The organism is Qipengyuania sp. YIM B01966 (genome assembly GCF_016461955.1).
Taxonomy (GTDB): Bacteria; Pseudomonadota; Alphaproteobacteria; order Sphingomonadales; family Sphingomonadaceae; genus QFOP01.
In genome coordinates this window covers 296,622-312,859 of record NZ_JADMNM010000002.1, presented here as the reverse complement: position 1 = coordinate 312,859, position 16,238 = coordinate 296,622, and the positions used below count along the sequence as shown (strand labels likewise).

Genomic DNA, 16,238 nt, shown 5'->3' with positions numbered 1-16,238 from the left:
GTCGAGGAAGGGCATCAGGCGGGGTCTTGCCGACTCAGTCCGCCGGCCCAGCTACATCTTCCGCGATGTGGGTGTGTGCGCACGGACAGTGCGCCACGGTGGCGACGCGGCCCCTGCGGATGGCATCGAGACAGGCGGCAATTTGCATGGTTCCTCCCTGATCGGCTCATCCGGCGTTTTCAGCGCTTTGCCAAGTTGCAAAAGTGCCAGCGCGCACCATTTGGCGTGCTTGATCCGGGCCTTGCTCGCAGCGCCCATTGACTTCACCGAACGAAACCGGAACACGCGGCCCCATGGCTCTCACTCACATTTCCGTCCGCGGCGCGCGCGAGCATAATCTCAAGGGGATCGACATCGACCTGCCGCGCGATGCGCTGGTTGTGATCACCGGCCTGTCGGGCAGCGGCAAGTCGAGCCTCGCGTTCGACACGATCTATGCCGAAGGGCAGCGCCGCTATGTCGAGAGCCTGTCGGCCTATGCGCGCCAGTTTCTCGAGATGATGCAAAAGCCCGATGTCGAGCATATTGACGGGCTGTCCCCTGCGATCTCTATCGAGCAGAAGACCACCAGCCGCAACCCGCGCTCGACCGTCGCGACCGTCACCGAGATCTACGATTATATGCGCCTGTTATGGGCGCGGGTGGGGGTGCCCTACAGCCCGGCGACAGGTCTGCCGATTGAGGCGCAGACCGTCAGCACGATGGTCGACCGGGTGATGGCGCTGCCCGAAGGCACGCGGGCGCTGCTGCTCGCGCCGGTGGTGCGTGGGCGCAAGGGCGAATATCGTCGCGAGCTGGCCGAATGGCAGAAGGCCGGTTTCACCCGCGTGCGGATCGACGGCGAGCTTTACCCGATCGAGGAAGCGCCCGCGCTCGACAAGAAGCTGAAGCATGATGTCGAGGTGGTGGTTGACCGGATCGCGGTGAAGGCCGGCCTCGAAACGCGGCTGGCTGACAGTTTCGAGCAGGCGCTGAAGCTGGCCGAGGGACTGGCGTATCTCGATCTGGTCGATGGCGTGGTGCCTGGTCCTTCGACAGGCTCAGGACGAGCGGATGCTGCGACGTTCCGCGACCCCGCTCACCCTGAGCATGTCGAAGGGCGAGCGGGCGGCGATGCCGGCGGCAAGATGAAGGGCGCCGGCGTCCCCGCCAACCGCATCGTGTTCAGCGAGAAATTCGCCTGCCCGGTCAGCGGCTTCACGATCGGCGAAATCGAACCGCGTCTGTTCAGCTTTAACGCGCCGCAGGGGGCCTGTCCGACCTGCGACGGGCTGGGCGAAAAGCTGCTGTTCGATCCGCAGCTGGTCGTCCCCAACGAGGCGCTCAGCCTCAAGCAGGGCGCCGTGGTGCCGTGGGCCAAATCGAACCCGCCATCGCCGTATTATATGCAGGTACTCGCCAGCCTTGCCGCCGAATACGGCTTCGCGCTGACCACCCCGTGGGGCGAGCTCGACGAAGAGGCGCAGCGGGTGATCCTGTTCGGCACCGAGGGGCGCCGCGTGCCGCTGACCTTCAAGGACGGGCGCAAGAGCTATACCGTCAACAAGCCGTTCGAAGGGGTGATCGGCAACCTGAACCGGCGGATGCTGCAGACCGAAAGCGCCTGGATGCGCGAGGAGCTGGGTAAGTTCCAGACCGCGCAGCCGTGCGAGACCTGCGGCGGCAAGCGGCTCAACGACAAGGCGCTGAGCGTGAAGGTCGCCGGCACCGACATCGCGACGCCCACGCAGATGAGCGTCGCGGCGGCGAAGGACTGGTTCCTCGCGCTGGAGGCGCAGCTCGGCCCGCAGCAGCAGCAGATCGCCCGCGCGATCCTGAAAGAAATCAACGAGCGGCTCGGCTTCCTCGACAATGTCGGGCTTGATTACCTCAACCTCGACCGCACCAGCGGCACGCTCAGCGGCGGGGAAAGCCAGCGCATCCGCCTCGCCAGCCAGATCGGCAGCGGCCTGTCGGGCGTGCTCTACGTGCTCGACGAGCCCAGCATCGGCCTCCACCAGCGCGACAACGACCGGCTGCTCGAAACGCTCAAGCGCCTGCGCGATCTCGGGAACACCGTGATCGTGGTCGAGCACGATGAGGATGCCATCCGCACCGCCGACCATGTGGTCGATCTCGGCCCCGGCGCGGGGGTGCATGGCGGCGAGGTGGTGGCGCAGGGCACGCTCAAACAGGTCCTTAAATCGAAGACCAGCCTCACCGCCGCCTACCTCACGGGCCGCCGGCGGATCGAGGTGCCGGCCAAGCGGCGCAAGGGCAATGGCAAGAAGCTGACGGTGCATGGCGCGCGCGCCAACAACCTGCAGAACGTGACCGCCAGCATCCCGCTCGGCACCTTCACCTGCATCACCGGCGTTTCGGGCAGCGGCAAGTCGAGCTTCACCATCGACACGCTCTACGCCGCCGCCGCGCGAACGCTCAATGGCGCGCGGGTGATCGCCGGGGCGCATGACAAGGTGACCGGGCTCGAACATTGCGACAAGGTGATCGAGATCGACCAGTCGCCCATCGGCCGCACTCCGCGATCGAACCCGGCGACCTATACCGGTGCCTTCACCCAGATCCGCGACTGGTTCGCCGGCCTGCCCGAAAGCGCCGCGCGCGGGTACAAGGCAGGGCGGTTCAGCTTCAACGTCAAGGGCGGCCGGTGCGAGGCGTGCCAGGGCGACGGGCTGATCAAGATCGAGATGCACTTCCTCCCCGACGTCTATGTCACCTGCGAGGAATGCGGCGGCAAACGCTACAACCGCGAGACGCTGGAGGTGAAGTTCAAGGGGATGAGCATCGCCGACGTGCTCGACATGACGATCGAGGATGCGGAAGAATTCTTCAAGGCCGTCCCCCCGATCCGCGACAAGATGCACATGCTGAACGAGGTCGGCCTGGGTTACGTCAAGGTCGGCCAGCAAGCGACCACGCTGTCAGGCGGCGAGGCGCAGCGGGTGAAACTCGCCAAGGAGCTGAGCCGCCGCAGCACCGGCCAGACGCTGTATATTCTGGATGAACCCACCACGGGCCTGCATTTCGAGGACGTTCGCAAACTGCTGGAGGTGCTGCACCGGCTGGTCGACCAGGGCAATTCGGTGGTGGTGATTGAACACAATCTCGACGTGATCAAAACCGCCGACTGGGTGCTGGACCTGGGGCCGGGCGGCGGCGTGCGGGGCGGGGAGGTGGTTGCGGAAGGGACGCCGGAGGAGGTGGCAGGGGTGCAGGGGTCTTTTACCGGCGGGTACCTTGCGCCGATGCTAGGCCAATGAGAGAAAGGTCATAATGACCCTCCTTACCGACCTTTCCGTCGCCCGCACTGAAGAAGACGTCAAAGACGCTTATATCAAGGCCCTCGGCTTGAAGAGCGTGTTTAAGGGGTTGGTCGATATACAGACCCCAGAAATTTGGTTTGAAGCGAAAGGGGCACCCACGCCTCCGCTGCTGATGTTTGCCCAGCTGCTGACCTACGTGCGAGCTGCACGCAAACGCGGCGAGGCAGTCCCGGGATTCTTGTGCGTCATCGATCGCGAGAAAGCAGCATTGATGGCGACGGAGCACGCTCTGCCCCTTCTCGATGACAAGACTATCGTGTGGCCCAAGTCCGGTTCAGCCGCCGACATGGCGTTGGCGGCCCGGATTGCTCCGGTCATCGAAACGCATTTCATCCTCTATCGCATCGACGGTTACGAGGCCGAGTTCATCAAGGCGGCCACTGATGCAGTGCGCGAAGGTCGCATTATCCGCACCCCAATCACGCCCAACAACCTGCGGCAGGTATTCGACAAATGGGTGGCGATGGTCGGCGTGGAATTGGGCGTGAAGCGCGAGGCGGATTACGCCGTGCTGTTTTTTGCCGACATCATGCACGATGGCCGCAACGAAGCGATGCGCAACTTGCCCGCGCGCCTGCTGTTCAACGGTGACAAGCCGGTGTTCATCCTCGGGGCCGAGCAATACGAGCTGGCGAGCGAGCGTGGCTATCGCAATTTCTGGAACATCTATCACCGCCCGCCCGAGCAGAAGCACCGGCATTATCTGCTCGAACGGCGCGACAGCCTGCTGCCGATGGACGACCAGAAGTTCAAGGGCGCGTTCTACACCCCGCTGCATATCGTCGACAAAGCCTATGACCAGTTGAACGCCACGCTGGGCGCGGACTGGCAGCAGAAATACATCGTCTGGGATATGTGCGCCGGCGTCGGCAATCTGGAGGCCAAGCATTCCAAGCTGCGCGATGTGTTCATGTCCACGCTGGATCAGGAGGACGTGACGATCATGCGCAGCAACCCGGCCTTCGCCGGGGCGGAGATTTTCCAGTATGATTACCTGAACGACGATGTGACCGATTTTGGCGAGATCGATTACGAGTTATCGGGCAAGATGCCGCAGGCGCTGCGACAGGCGATTGCCGATGCGCGCGAGGGGAAGAAGGGCGCGAAGCCGATCCTGGTGCTGATCAATCCGCCGTATGCAGAGGCGATGAATGTCGATAACACCAAGGACAGCGGCGCAAACGCAACTGTGAAATCGGGTGTTGCAAGCACCCGCATTAGTCACGGCATGGGGCATCTCGGCTATGCCGCACGCGAACTGTTCGTGCAGTTCCTGCACCGGATCATGCTGGAATTGCCCAAGTCCACCTTGGCGATGTTCAGCACACTGAAATATGTGAACGCGCCTAATTTCGCACAGTTTAGGGAGCAGTGGACGGCCCAGTATCTCGATGGCTTTGTAGTTCACAGCAAGGCGTTTGACGGGTTGAAAGGCCATTTCCCGATCGGGTTTTTGATCTGGAATCTTGCGGTGCATCAGCCCACGCAGTCGGTCGGCGCAATCGCGCTCGACAAGGCGGGCGAGGTGGTGGGACAGCATTTGTTCTATCGGGAACCGCCGCGCCCACCTCTGGCTGAATGGATCAACCGGCCTCGTTCCAACAGAACGCCTGGACTGCCGCTCAAGAACGCTCTCTTGCCGACATCCAGCACGATTGATGTGAGAGGTCGATGGTGGGCGGACGGCGCTATCGGCAGCATGATCGTTTTTGGAAATGATCTGCAACACGCCGGAACAACCGGTCTGCTTTCATCAGGGTACGGTAATGCCGGAGCTTTCTTCGTCACCGAAGGAAACCTCTGGCAAGCCGCCATCGTCTTTTCCGTTCGCCGCCTCATCAAGCCGACATGGCTCAACGACCGCGACCAGTTCCTGCAACCTTCGCACCCACTGTCGGACGAATTCAAATCCGATTGCCTCGTGTGGATGCTGTTCAACGGCAGCAACCTCACCGCAGGCGCGGACGGGCTGCGCTGGAATGATCGGGACTGGAGCCTCACGAACCACTTCATCCCCTTCACCGAAGCCGAGGTCGGCGCGAAGGCGCGCTTCGAGAGTGATTTCATGGTGCGCTACATGGCGGGCATGGCATTCTCGCCCGAGGCACAAGCCGTGCTTGATGAAGGCCGCAGGCTGTTTCAGCGTTTCCACGCCACCAGCTTCCCGAACAAGATCCGGCAGGAATACAAGCTGAACCGCGCCGATGCCGGCTGGTATCAGGTGCGCCGCGCGCTCGAAGCCTATGGCGATATCGAATTGACCGATTTCGATCCGTTCAAGGCTGCCTACGCTGCGCTGACCGAAAAGCTGCGCCCGTTGGTTTACGATCTAGGCTTTCTACCGGCGTAAGGCGCTGGCGATCACCCACCCCACAAATCCCCCGTCCGCTCCACCGCCACCTCGCCCCCGTACGGCACGCACAGCGCCTCGGCCTCCGCCTTGCCCCCGAACACCCACGCTGCCTCGTCCTCCGCGCGCAGCAGCACGGGCATCCGGTCGTGGCATTCTGCCGCTGCGCCGCAGCTGTCGGTCATCACCATCGTGAACACCGCGCCCCATTCCTCGCTGCGGCGCCACAGGCCGGCGGCGGCGAACAGGGGGCGGTCGGGTAGGGTCAGCCAGGTGCGGGTCATGCCGGGGCCGCCCTTGCTCTTGGGGGTGCCCTCAGCCTCGGCCCAGGCGGTCAGCGGGATCAGGCAGCGGCGCTCGGCGAAGGACTGGCGCCACATGAAGCTGTCGAGCTTGTCGGTGCGCGCATTGTTGACCGGGCGGGGCTTGAGCATCTGGCCGGTCCGCGCCGAGCGCTGGGTGAGCGGGAAGCCCCAGACCATCTGCCGCACCGCCAGCCCGCCCGCGTGCTCCCCCGCGCCGCGCGCCACCACCAGCCCCGGATATTGCGGATAGACCAGCTCGGGCGTGTTGGCGCCGGCCGCCTCGTTCACCGCGCGGAACCATTCGGCGACCTCGGCCGGGCTGCGGGTCATGCGATAGAGGTTACACATCGCGCGCTTGTGTAGCGGGCGCGGCGGGGTTTGTCTGCCGGGGGGGTGCCATCCCTCGACAAGCTCAGGATGAGCGGGGGAGGTGTGCGGCGGCGGTGTGGGCTTGGTGCCTTCAACAGGCCCAAGATCATCCTTCGAGGACCTCAAGGATGATCCTTCGACAAGCTCAGGATGAGCGGATTGGATGTGTAGTGGCCCCGCTCACCCTGAGCTTGTTGAAGGGCGAGCGCGCGGAGCTCCGTCCCCCGCTCAGAAGCTGTCCTTGGCGGCGCGCAGGGCGGCGAAGGTCTGGACCGGGTCGCCGCTGCCATCGCCCCAGCGGGCCATCAGCGCGGGCGCATCGGCGCGCAGGAAGGGGTTGGTCGCAGCCTCGCGGGCAAGCGTGGTAGGGACGGTCGGCTGCCCGGCGGCGCGGCGGGCGGCGACCTCCTCGGCATAGGCGGCGAGGGCCGCGTTGTCCGGGTCCGCATGGCGCGCGAAGGCGGCGTTGGCGGCGGTATATTCATGCGCGCAATAGAGCGCGGTGCCCTCCGGCAGCGCCCGCAGCCGCTGGAGGCTCGTCCAGAATTGCGCCGGCGTGCCTTCGAACATCCGCCCGCAGCCGAGCGCAAACAGCGCATCGCCGACAAAGGCGATCTGCGCTTGCGGCAGATGATAGGCGATGTGCCCCAGCGTGTGCCCGCCCACGTCGATCACCTCTGCCTCGTGCGCGCCGAGCATCACGCGCTTGCCCGCGGTCACCACGCGGTCGACCGGTCCGAACCGTTCCGCCACCTCGGCGGGCGCGGTGACTTTGCAGTCTGTCGCCGCGCGGATCGCCGCATTGCCGCCCGCATGGTCAGGGTGCCAGTGGGTGTTCCAGATCTGGCTGATCCGCCAGCCCTTCGCCTCGGCCGCGGCGAGGATCGCTGCGGCACCGGGTGTGTCGATGGCGACTGTCTCGCCGCTCGCCGGATCATGCGTGAGCAGGCCGTAATTGTCGGACAGGCAGGGAAACAGGTGAACCTCGATCATGCCGCGCACCCTAACAGCCGGCCCCTGACAGGCAAAGGGCCCGCCTGCCAGCGGCAGACGAGCCCTTTCTGAGGCCCGAAGGCGGCGAAGGATCAGTCCTTCTGCGCCTTAAGCGCTTCGCCGAGAATGTCGCCCAGCGAGGCGCCCGAATCCGACGAACCGTACTGTTCCACCGCTTCCTTCTCTTCGTGAAGCTGGCGCGCCTTGATCGAGAAGTTGGGCTTCTTCGAACGATCGAAGCCGGTGACCATCGCGTCGATGTGCTGGCCGACCTGGAAGCGGTCGGGGCGCTGTTCGTCGCGGTCGCGGCCAAGGTCGCTGCGCTTGATGAAGCCGGTCGCGCCGTCTTCGCCGACCTGCACCTCGAGCCCGCCATCGCGCACTTCGAGCACCGTGACGGTGACGACGTCGTTCTTCTTGAGGCCGCTGGCCGAAGCGGAACCACCGGCGGTGGGCGCGCCCTTTTCGAGCTGCTTCATGCCGAGGCTGATGCGTTCCTTCTCGACATCGACGTCGAGCACAACCGCTTCGACCTGTTCACCCTTGCGGTGCAGCGCCAGCGCGTCTTCGCCCGAAATGCCCCAGGCGATGTCCGACATGTGGACCATCCCGTCGACATCGCCGTCGAGGCCGATGAACAGGCCGAATTCGGTGGCGTTCTTGACTTCGCCGGTGACCTTGGTGCCGACCGGGTGTTTGTCCGCGAATTCTTCCCACGGATTTCCCTGCGCCTGCTTGAGGCCAAGGCTGATGCGGCGCTTGTCGGAATCGACTTCGAGCACCAGCACGTCGACTTCCTGCGAGGTCGAGACGATCTTGCCGGGGTGGACGTTCTTCTTGGTCCAGCTCATTTCGCTGACATGGACCAGGCCTTCGATGCCCGGTTCCAGTTCCACGAAGGCGCCGTATTCGGTGATGTTGGTGACGGTCCCGTGCAGCTTCGCGCCGATCGGATACTTCTGCGACACGCCATCCCACGGATCACTTTCGAGCTGCTTCATGCCGAGGCTGATGCGCTGGGTTTCGGGATTGATGCGGACGATCTGCACCGTCACCGACTGGCCGATATCGATCATCTCGCTGGGGTGGTTGACGCGCTTGTAGCTCATGTCGGTGACATGGAGCAGGCCGTCGATCCCGCCGAGATCGACGAAGGCGCCGTAATCGGTGATGTTCTTGACCACGCCTTCGATCACCTGACCTTCGGCCAGCTTGTCGATCAGCTCGCTGCGCTGTTCGGCGCGGGTTTCTTCGAGCACCGCGCGGCGCGAGACGACGATATTGCCGCGGCGGCGGTCCATCTTGAGGATCTGGAACGGCTGCGGCATGTCCATCAGCGGGGCGACATCGCGCACCGGGCGGATATCGACCTGGCTGCCGGGGAGGAAGGCCACCGCGCCGTCGAGATCAACGGTGAAGCCGCCCTTCACGCGGCCGAAGATGCGGCCATCGACGCGCTTGCCTTCGCCGAACTCGCTTTCCAGCTTGTCCCAGGCGGCTTCGCGGCGGGCGCGGTCGCGGCTGAGCATCGCTTCGCCGTCGGCGTTCTCGACCCGGTCGACAAACACTTCGACTTCCGAGCCGACCGACAGGCCGTGCTCGTCTTCGCCGCGCATGAATTCCTTGAGGTCGATGCGGCCCTCGCTCTTGAGGCCGACATCGATGATCGCCATGCCGTTTTCGATGGCGGTGACGGTGCCCTTGACGACGCGGCCTTCAAAGCCTCCTTCGTCAGCGGCGCCAAGCTGCTCGTCGAGCATCCGCGCGAAATCGTCGCGCGTCGGGTTGGCGGTGGTTGCCATAGGTTTGCAGTCCTGTTTCACGTTTTTTCCGGCCAGGCGGTTGAATCCGCCGGTCTTTCATGGCCGAACGCTCCACCGGACCGGATGCCGCGGCAGAGGCTCTTGGGGCGACCTTGCGGTAGGAGGCAAAAGGCAGGAGGCGGGCGCTGCTGCGCCTGCGAAATATCCGGCCATGCTGGAAATGCAGCGCGCCGCCGACCGGGATGTCACCCGTCGAACGCCCGCGCGCCTAGCTGCATCGAGGGCGAAAGGCAAGCACGCAACGCCGCCGTCACCCGGTTGCAGCGCTCGATGCACACGGTATGGAGCCGGACATGACCGCTATTCCCGCCTGCCAGCTCTACCTGATCTCGCCGCTCGATGTCGGGGGCGACTTTCCTGCCCGGCTCGAACGCGCGCTGGGTGCAGGGCCGGTCGCGGCGTTTCAATACCGGGTCAAGGGTTTGGATCAGCACGAGGCCGCCCGCCTCGCGCAGCCGCTGCAGGAACTGTGCGCCGCACGCGACGTGGCGTTCATCGTCAATGACAGCATCGCCCTCGCCAGGCGGCTCGGGGCCGATGGCGTGCATCTGGGGCAGGGCGACGGCACCGTCGCCGAGGCGCGTGAGGCGCTGGGGCGCGAGGCGCAGATCGGCGTGACCTGCCACGCCAGTCGTCATCTGGCGATGGAAGCGGGGGAGGCGGGGGCGGATTATGTCGCCTTCGGCGCTTTCTACCCCAGCGCGACCAAGGCGACCGAACATCGCGCCGAACTCGATTTGCTGGAGTGGTGGCAAGCCCTGTTCGAGGTTCCCTGCGTGGCGATTGGCGGGATCACGCCGGCCAACGCCCCGCCGCTGGTGGCAGCGGGCGCCGATTTCCTGGCGGTCAGCAATGCAGTCTGGTGCGGTGACGAGGCTGGGGCGGTGCGCGCCCTAGTCGAGGCCATCACGGCAGCCGGCGCGGATAAAACGCCGGCATAAAACATTGTCCTACAGCCGCTGCTTTGGGTTAAGCTGGTGGTTGATGTTTTCAGGAGTGTGCCGATGCGCGTGATTCTCGCCCTTGCCCCGATTGCTCTGCTCGCCGCGTGCGGTTTCAACGGCACCGATCGCTACGCCGAAGAAGGGCAGACCTCCGAGGCACAGGCGGACAGCAACCTGGCCGATGCGATGCATTCGCGCGATGGCGAGACGATCGAGAACGACATTCCCGATTCCGAAGAACGTCCGATGATGCAGGCGCAGGTCGTGCTTGACCGGCGCGGCTTCGGCCCGGGGGTGATCGACGGCAAGATGGGGATGTCGACCAGGAACGCGCTTGAGGGATTTCAGGAGGCCACGGGCCTGACTGTCACCGGTGAACTGGACGAGGCGACCACGCAGGCTCTCGGCGAATGGAAGGACATTCCCGCGACCCGCGTGGTGACCATTCCCGAGGATTGGGGCGACTATAACTACCAGAAGATGCCCGAAGATCCGGCGGACAAGGCGGCACTCGACAAGCTCGGCTATGAAACGCTCGACGAGCGGCTGGCAGAGCGGTTCCATACCACGGTCGAGGTGTTGAAAATGCTTAACCCGAACGGGCGCCCGGCTGGCGCCCCGGCGGCGGAATTGGATGGCGGGGTTACAACCACGCCTACGGCTACCGCCAGCGCCGCCTCCACGCCCACGGCCCGCGCGACGGCAAGCGCCAGTCCGACCGCTTCGCCCACCGCCGGCGCTACTGGCGATGCCAAGGCCGCGGCGCTGGCCGAAGCACCCACCAGCGTGTTCCGCCCGGGGCAGCAGATCCGCGTGCCGAATATCGGCGGCGACGCGATTGCAGAAGGCAGCGTCGAGGATGACAACTGGCAGCGTACGCTCGTCGAGCTTGGCGTGGGCAGCGAGCAACCCGAAGTGGCCAAGGTCATCGTCAGCAAGTCGAAGGGCACGCTGCGGGCCTATGATGCGGACGATAAGCTGATTGCGCTGTTCACCGTCACTTCGGGTTCCAGCAAGTTCCCGCTGCCGCTCGGTAACTGGAACATCGTGGGCAAGGCATTCAATCCGCCATACAGTTACGATCCCGAAGTGCTGGGCAAGAGCGGCACTGACGGCAAGACGCACCAGTTTCCCGCCGGGCCCAATTCACCCGTCGGGGTGGTCTGGATCGACCTCAGCAAGGAACATTACGGCATTCACGGGACGCCAGCCCCTGAAACCATCGGCCGGGCTGAAAGCAGTGGCTGTGTGCGTCTGACCAACTGGGATGCCGCCCGGTTGGCGCAGATGGTCTCGACCAAAACCAAGGTGGAATTCATCGCCTGAGCGCGCGAGGGAACCGTCACGCCATGAGCTTTGCCGACCGCCTGCTGACAATCGTGGTAACTGCGACCCTGACCTCGGCGGCGTGGATCGTGGCGGGCGGCACGGTCATGGATCGCGCGCAAAACCGCTGGGCAGAGCCCGATGGCGCGGCGCAGCAAGCCGCGGCTAGCGCGGTCGCACCGGGCGCGCGCGGGCCGGACGCGCCGCAGGGCCTGATCCCGGCAGTCTCGCGTAGTGGCACCATCGCGTTGGATGGTGACGGGACGAGGATTGTCGCGGCGGCCAATTCGCCCCGCGGGACGCTGACCATCCCGGTGGTCGGAATAACGCCGGCTCAGCTTGTTGATACGTTCACGCAGGCGCGGGCGGGCGGCGCGCGTGTGCATGATGCGATCGATATCATGGCGCCGGAAGGGCGCCCGGTGATCGCTGCCGGACCGGGCACGGTCGAAAAGCTTTTCTTTTCGCAGCAGGGCGGCAAGACGGTCTATGTGCGCTCGCCCGACCGGACGATTATTCATTATTACGCGCATTTGAAAGATTACGCGCAGGGTCTGGCTGAAGGGCAGCAGGTGCGGGCCGGGACGCCTCTGGGCACTGTCGGGTGGAGCGGTAACGCATCGCCCGATGCGCCGCATCTTCATTTCGCGGTGATGCGCACCACGCCCCAGGCCGCCTGGTACACGCGCGCCGTCGCGCTCAACCCCTATCCGCTGCTGGTCCGGCGTTAACGGTCAGAATACGGAGCCGGGCACCCTCGCGCAACGCAGCCGGCCCAGACCGCCCTTTTCCGGTCCGCTGTCCACCATGTCGCGCAGCAGCCGGTTATCGTCGAATATCAGCCGTCTGCCCGCGAGCGGGCCGCTGGTAAAGGTCAACACGTCCCCCAGCAGGAGATAGGTGCCGCGCTCCTCGCGCTGGAGATAGCTGGAACTGCGGATGATCTCGAATCCCCAATCAGGCTGCACTTCGATCGCGCGTCCCGCGGCACTACCGGGCAGGGCGCATTCGTAACGCCCCGCGGGCAGCACGCCTAGCCGGCCCCCAGGTACAGCCCCAGCCGATGCCGCCATCGCAAGCAGGGGGAAAGCGAGGCCGCCGGCAAGGAGCTTGATGCGCATGAGCGGCCCCTAGCACGCCCGGCGCGCCGGCGGCAACGGCCCGCCCCCTGCTTGCCGCCGCCATCCGGCTAAGCTAAGGGCGCGCCATCACCGGGCGCGCCTACGCCTGACCCACCCAGAAATCGAGTGACCGACCCATGAAAATCAGCGGCGTGGACATCCGTCCCGGCAACATTCTCGAATATGAAGGCGGCATCTGGAAAGTCGCGAAGATCCAGCACACCCAGCCGGGCAAGGGCGGCGCCTATATGCAGGTCGAGATGAAAAACCTGCAGGACGGCCGCAAGACCAATGTCCGCTTCCGCAGCGCCGACACGATCGAGCGCGTGCGGCTCGATCAGAAGGAATTCCAGTACCTCTATACCGATGGCGATGCGCTGGTGTTCATGGACAAGGATTCCTACGAACAGATCAACCTGCCCGCCGACCTGCTCGGCGATGCGGCGGCGTTTTTGCAGGACGGGATGGATGTGACGCTCGAACTGTGGGACGAAAAGCCGATCTCGGTCGCGCTGCCCGAGCAGGTCGAGGCGACCATCGTCGAAGCCGATGCGGTGGTGAAGGGGCAGACCGCCAGTTCAAGCTACAAGCCGGCGGTGCTTGACAACGGCGTGCGCGTGATGGTCCCGCCGCATATCGAGAGCGGCACGCGCATCGTCGTCGATGTCTATGAACGCACCTATGTCGGCAAGGCCGGCTGACGCACGATGGCAGCGATTACCGGCCTCATCCGCGTGATGGAACGCGCCGCGCGCAAGGCGGGCACGCGGCTGCGGCGCGATTTCGGCGAGATCGAACATCTCCAGGTCAGCCGCAAGGGGCCGTCGGATTTCGTGTCCAAGGCCGACCAGATCGCCGAGCGCACGCTGTACGACGAATTGGGCGCCGCGCGCCCCGGCTGGGGCTTCCTGCTCGAAGAAGGCGGCGACATTCCGGGCGAGGAAGGGCAGCCGCGCTGGATCATCGATCCGCTCGACGGGACGACCAATTTCCTCCACGGCATCCCGCATTTCGCCATTTCCATCGCGGTGCAGGAACCCAAGCTGGATGGTAGCGGCTGGGGCGAGGTGACGGCAGCGCTGGTCTATCAGCCGATCACCGACGAAAGCTTCTGGGCGGAAAAATCGCGCGGGGCATGGCTCCAGGATGCGCGCCTGCGCGTCTCCTCGCGCAGCCGAATGGGCGATGCGCTGCTGGCGACGGGCATTCCGTTTCAGGGCGCGGGCGATTTTGCCGAATGGACGCGCATTTTCGGCGCCCTCGGGCCGCAGATTGCCGGCATCCGCCGGTTCGGGGCGGCCTCGCTCGATCTCGCCTGGGTTGCGGCGGGCCGTTATGACGGGTTCTGGGAAAGCGGCCTCAAGCCATGGGACACCGCCGCTGGCGGTCTGCTGGTGCGCGAGGCGGGCGGCTTTGTCACCGATTATCGCGGCCGCTCGCTGCCGATCTGCGATGCGCAGGTGCTGGCGGGCAATGACGGGCTGCATTCGAAGTTGCACAAGGCCATTGTCGGCGCTCTGCGCGCCTGAGGTGCGGGTAGCGCGCGGACGCGCGGGTTGAAAGGCGGGCAGCGGCCCGCTAGATGCGCGGGCCTTACCCAGGGCCTCTGTGGTGAAATTGGTAGACGCGCTCGACTCAAAATCGAGTTTCTTCGGAAGTGCCGGTTCGAGTCCGGCCAGAGGCACCATCCCCCACCGCCGCCCCCTTGCGCTCCCGCGTCGCTGTGCCATGCTGCGGGGCAAAGACGCTTTGGGGGAATGCCGATGATCATCCGTACCGCCGCCGCCTTGCTTGCAGCTGCCGCCAGCCTGGGCCTCGCCGCGCCCGCCAGTGCGCAGGGCGACGACCTGCGCACCGCAATTGCCGCCGACATGCCGCGGCTGATGGAGCTGTATCGCGACCTCCACGCCAACCCTGAGCTGAGCTTCGAGGAGGTCGAGACCGCCCGCAAGCTGGCCACAAGGATGCGGGCGCTGGGGTTCGAGGTGACCGAGGGCGTTGGCAAGACCGGTGTCGTCGCGGTGCTGCGCAATGGCGATGGGCCGACGGTGATGGTCCGCGCCGATATGGACGGCTTGCCGGTAGTCGAGCAGACGGGCCTGCCTTATGCCTCCACCCGCACCGCGACGCCCGCTTCGGGCGTGACCACCGGAGTGATGCACGCCTGCGGGCACGATACCCACATGACCGCGTGGATCGCCACCGCCGAACAGCTCGTCCGCCGGCGCGAGGCCTGGCGCGGGACGCTGGTGATGATCGGGCAGCCGGCCGAAGAGATCGGCCTCGGCGCCAAGGCGATGATCGATGATGGGCTTTATGCTCGTTTCCCCAAGCCGGATTATGTCCTCGCCTTTCACGATGCGGCGCAATTTGCCGCCGGGACGATCGGCTATTCACCGGGCTGGGCGCTGGCCAATGTCGACAGCGTGGACATCAAGCTGCGCGGGGTCGGCGGACACGGCGCCTATCCGCACACCACGCGCGATCCGATCGTGCTGGGCAGCGCGATCGTGATGCGCCTGCAGACGCTGGTCAGCCGCGAGGCCAATCCGGCCGAGCCGGCGGTGGTGACGGTCGGCAGCTTCCATGCCGGGGCCAAGCACAACATCATTTCCGACGAGGCGCGGCTGCAACTGACCGTCCGCTCATACTCTGATCAGTCGCGCCAGATGCTGCTCGACGGCATCCGCCGCATCGCCCGGGGCGAGGCAATCGCCGCCGGGATCCCCGATGACCGGATGCCCGAGGTGTCGGTGGAAGACCCTTACACGCCCGCAACCTTCAATGACGAGGCGCTCACCCGCCGGGTCATGGCGGGCCTCACCCCGCGCTTTGGCGCCGAGCGGGTGCGGCAGGTGCCGGCGGTGATGGGCGGCGAGGATTTCAGCCAGTTCCGCCGCATGGCGGGCGAGGGCGAGGTCGAGGCGCTGATCTTCTGGGTCGGCGGCGTTCCGGCCGAACAGATGGCACGGGCCGAACGCGGGGAGATCCAGCTACCTTCGCTCCACAGCCCCTATTGGGCGCCCGAAGCAGACAAAGTCATCGCCACCGCCGCCGAAGCGTTGACCGCCGCGACAATGGACCTGATGCCGGCACGCTGAGCGCGCGTTAGGCGTCGGTTCCGTCCTCCGGCCCGCCGGCGCGCTGCCGCGAGGCGGCGGCGGCATTGGCGGCCTGGCGATTGTGCAATTCGGCCAGCATCGCGCGTTGTTCGGCCTCGGTCAGATCAGCAAAATCGCGCGGCGCGATGCCCAGCTGGCGGAACACATCCTCGCCCAGCGCGACATCGGCGAGGTTCATGCCGGGCATGGCGAATGCCCCGCCATCCGCGCCCCAATCGCTGCCCATGCTCGCCGCAATGTCGAATGTCTGGCCGGATGGCTCGCTTGCGTCGTCCACCCATCCCGGCGCGCTCGGGCGGCGCTCGGTTCTCGTCGGCGGGACCGGTGACGGAGCTGACGCTGCGTTGACCTGCGGTTGTGACTCAGCGGCCTGTGCCTGCTGCCCTTCGCCATCGGCGAACACCGCCAGCACGGTCGTCAGCGCGACTGTCACCACCGCGAAATGGCGATACATCTTCAGATCAAACGCGGGGGAGCTTCGTCTGCCCATCGCCCGGCCTTAGGACGTCGATCGTATCGTCCGACCTGCCAGACATGGTTCATACAAGGTTGACGGCCGCCG

13 protein-coding genes and 1 tRNA gene are annotated in these 16,238 nt (G+C 65.4%); 9 read left to right on the top strand and 5 right to left on the bottom strand.

Annotated features, from left to right (window positions below; translation table 11 throughout):
* Positions 1-293 precede the first annotated feature (293 nt).
* Positions 294-3,260 (top strand): excinuclease ABC subunit UvrA, encoded by a 2,967-nt coding sequence (uvrA, locus tag ILT46_RS04150; protein WP_199503377.1) that lies wholly within the window; start codon positions 294-296, stop codon positions 3,258-3,260.
* A 13-nt stretch (positions 3,261-3,273) separates the two neighbouring features.
* Positions 3,274-5,673 (top strand): hypothetical protein, encoded by a 2,400-nt coding sequence (locus tag ILT46_RS04145; protein WP_199503376.1) that lies wholly within the window; start codon positions 3,274-3,276, stop codon positions 5,671-5,673.
* Positions 5,674-5,684: 11 nt separating this feature from the next.
* Here the strand turns inward: ILT46_RS04145 and ILT46_RS04140 are convergent, their stop codons facing one another.
* From ILT46_RS04140 to rpsA, 3 genes are all read right to left on the bottom strand, one after another.
* The gene (locus tag ILT46_RS04140; protein WP_199503375.1) at positions 5,685-6,326 is read right to left on the bottom strand and encodes an SOS response-associated peptidase; all 642 of its coding nucleotides are present in this window, start codon (positions 6,324-6,326) and stop codon (positions 5,685-5,687) included.
* A 249-nt stretch (positions 6,327-6,575) separates the two neighbouring features.
* The gene (gene gloB / locus ILT46_RS04135) at positions 6,576-7,340 is read right to left on the bottom strand and encodes a hydroxyacylglutathione hydrolase (protein WP_199503374.1); all 765 of its coding nucleotides are present in this window, start codon (positions 7,338-7,340) and stop codon (positions 6,576-6,578) included.
* A gap of 92 nt (positions 7,341-7,432) precedes the next feature.
* Positions 7,433-9,142 (bottom strand): 30S ribosomal protein S1, encoded by a 1,710-nt coding sequence (gene rpsA / locus ILT46_RS04130; RefSeq protein ID WP_199503373.1) that lies wholly within the window; start codon positions 9,140-9,142, stop codon positions 7,433-7,435.
* A gap of 314 nt (positions 9,143-9,456) precedes the next feature.
* Between rpsA and thiE the strand changes: the two genes are divergently transcribed.
* From thiE to ILT46_RS04115, 3 genes are all read left to right on the top strand, one after another.
* Positions 9,457-10,104, top strand: coding sequence for a thiamine phosphate synthase (gene thiE, locus ILT46_RS04125; RefSeq protein WP_233396976.1), 648 nt, complete (start codon positions 9,457-9,459; stop codon positions 10,102-10,104).
* Positions 10,105-10,167: 63 nt separating this feature from the next.
* Complete coding sequence (locus ILT46_RS04120; protein ID WP_233396975.1) at positions 10,168-11,433, top strand: L,D-transpeptidase family protein; 1,266 nt, start codon at positions 10,168-10,170, stop codon at positions 11,431-11,433.
* Between the two features lie 23 nt (positions 11,434-11,456).
* A complete protein-coding gene (locus tag ILT46_RS04115) occupies positions 11,457-12,164 on the top strand; it encodes a M23 family metallopeptidase (RefSeq protein ID WP_199503371.1) in 708 nt (235 codons plus the stop codon).
* Between the two features lie 3 nt (positions 12,165-12,167).
* Here ILT46_RS04115 and ILT46_RS04110 read toward each other — a convergent pair whose 3' ends face one another.
* Positions 12,168-12,554, bottom strand: coding sequence for a hypothetical protein (locus ILT46_RS04110; protein ID WP_199503370.1), 387 nt, complete (start codon positions 12,552-12,554; stop codon positions 12,168-12,170).
* A 137-nt stretch (positions 12,555-12,691) separates the two neighbouring features.
* Here ILT46_RS04110 and efp point away from each other — a divergent pair, with 137 nt between their 5' ends.
* From efp to ILT46_RS04090, 4 genes are all read left to right on the top strand, one after another.
* Positions 12,692-13,255 carry an elongation factor P gene (gene efp / locus ILT46_RS04105; RefSeq protein ID WP_199503369.1) on the top strand — a complete coding sequence of 188 codons (564 nt, stop codon included), beginning with the start codon at positions 12,692-12,694 and terminating at the stop codon, positions 13,253-13,255.
* Positions 13,256-13,261: 6 nt separating this feature from the next.
* The gene (locus tag ILT46_RS04100; RefSeq protein WP_199503368.1) at positions 13,262-14,083 is read left to right on the top strand and encodes an inositol monophosphatase family protein; all 822 of its coding nucleotides are present in this window, start codon (positions 13,262-13,264) and stop codon (positions 14,081-14,083) included.
* A gap of 73 nt (positions 14,084-14,156) precedes the next feature.
* Positions 14,157-14,241, top strand: a tRNA-Leu gene (locus ILT46_RS04095).
* Positions 14,242-14,311: 70 nt separating this feature from the next.
* Positions 14,312-15,655 carry an amidohydrolase gene (locus ILT46_RS04090; RefSeq protein WP_199503367.1) on the top strand — a complete coding sequence of 448 codons (1,344 nt, stop codon included), beginning with the start codon at positions 14,312-14,314 and terminating at the stop codon, positions 15,653-15,655.
* A 7-nt stretch (positions 15,656-15,662) separates the two neighbouring features.
* On the opposite strand, the gene ILT46_RS04085 is transcribed toward ILT46_RS04090, so the two are convergent.
* Positions 15,663-16,166, bottom strand: a complete 504-nt coding sequence (locus ILT46_RS04085; RefSeq protein WP_199503366.1) for a hypothetical protein — start codon at positions 16,164-16,166, stop codon at positions 15,663-15,665.
* Positions 16,167-16,238: the final 72 nt, after the last annotated feature.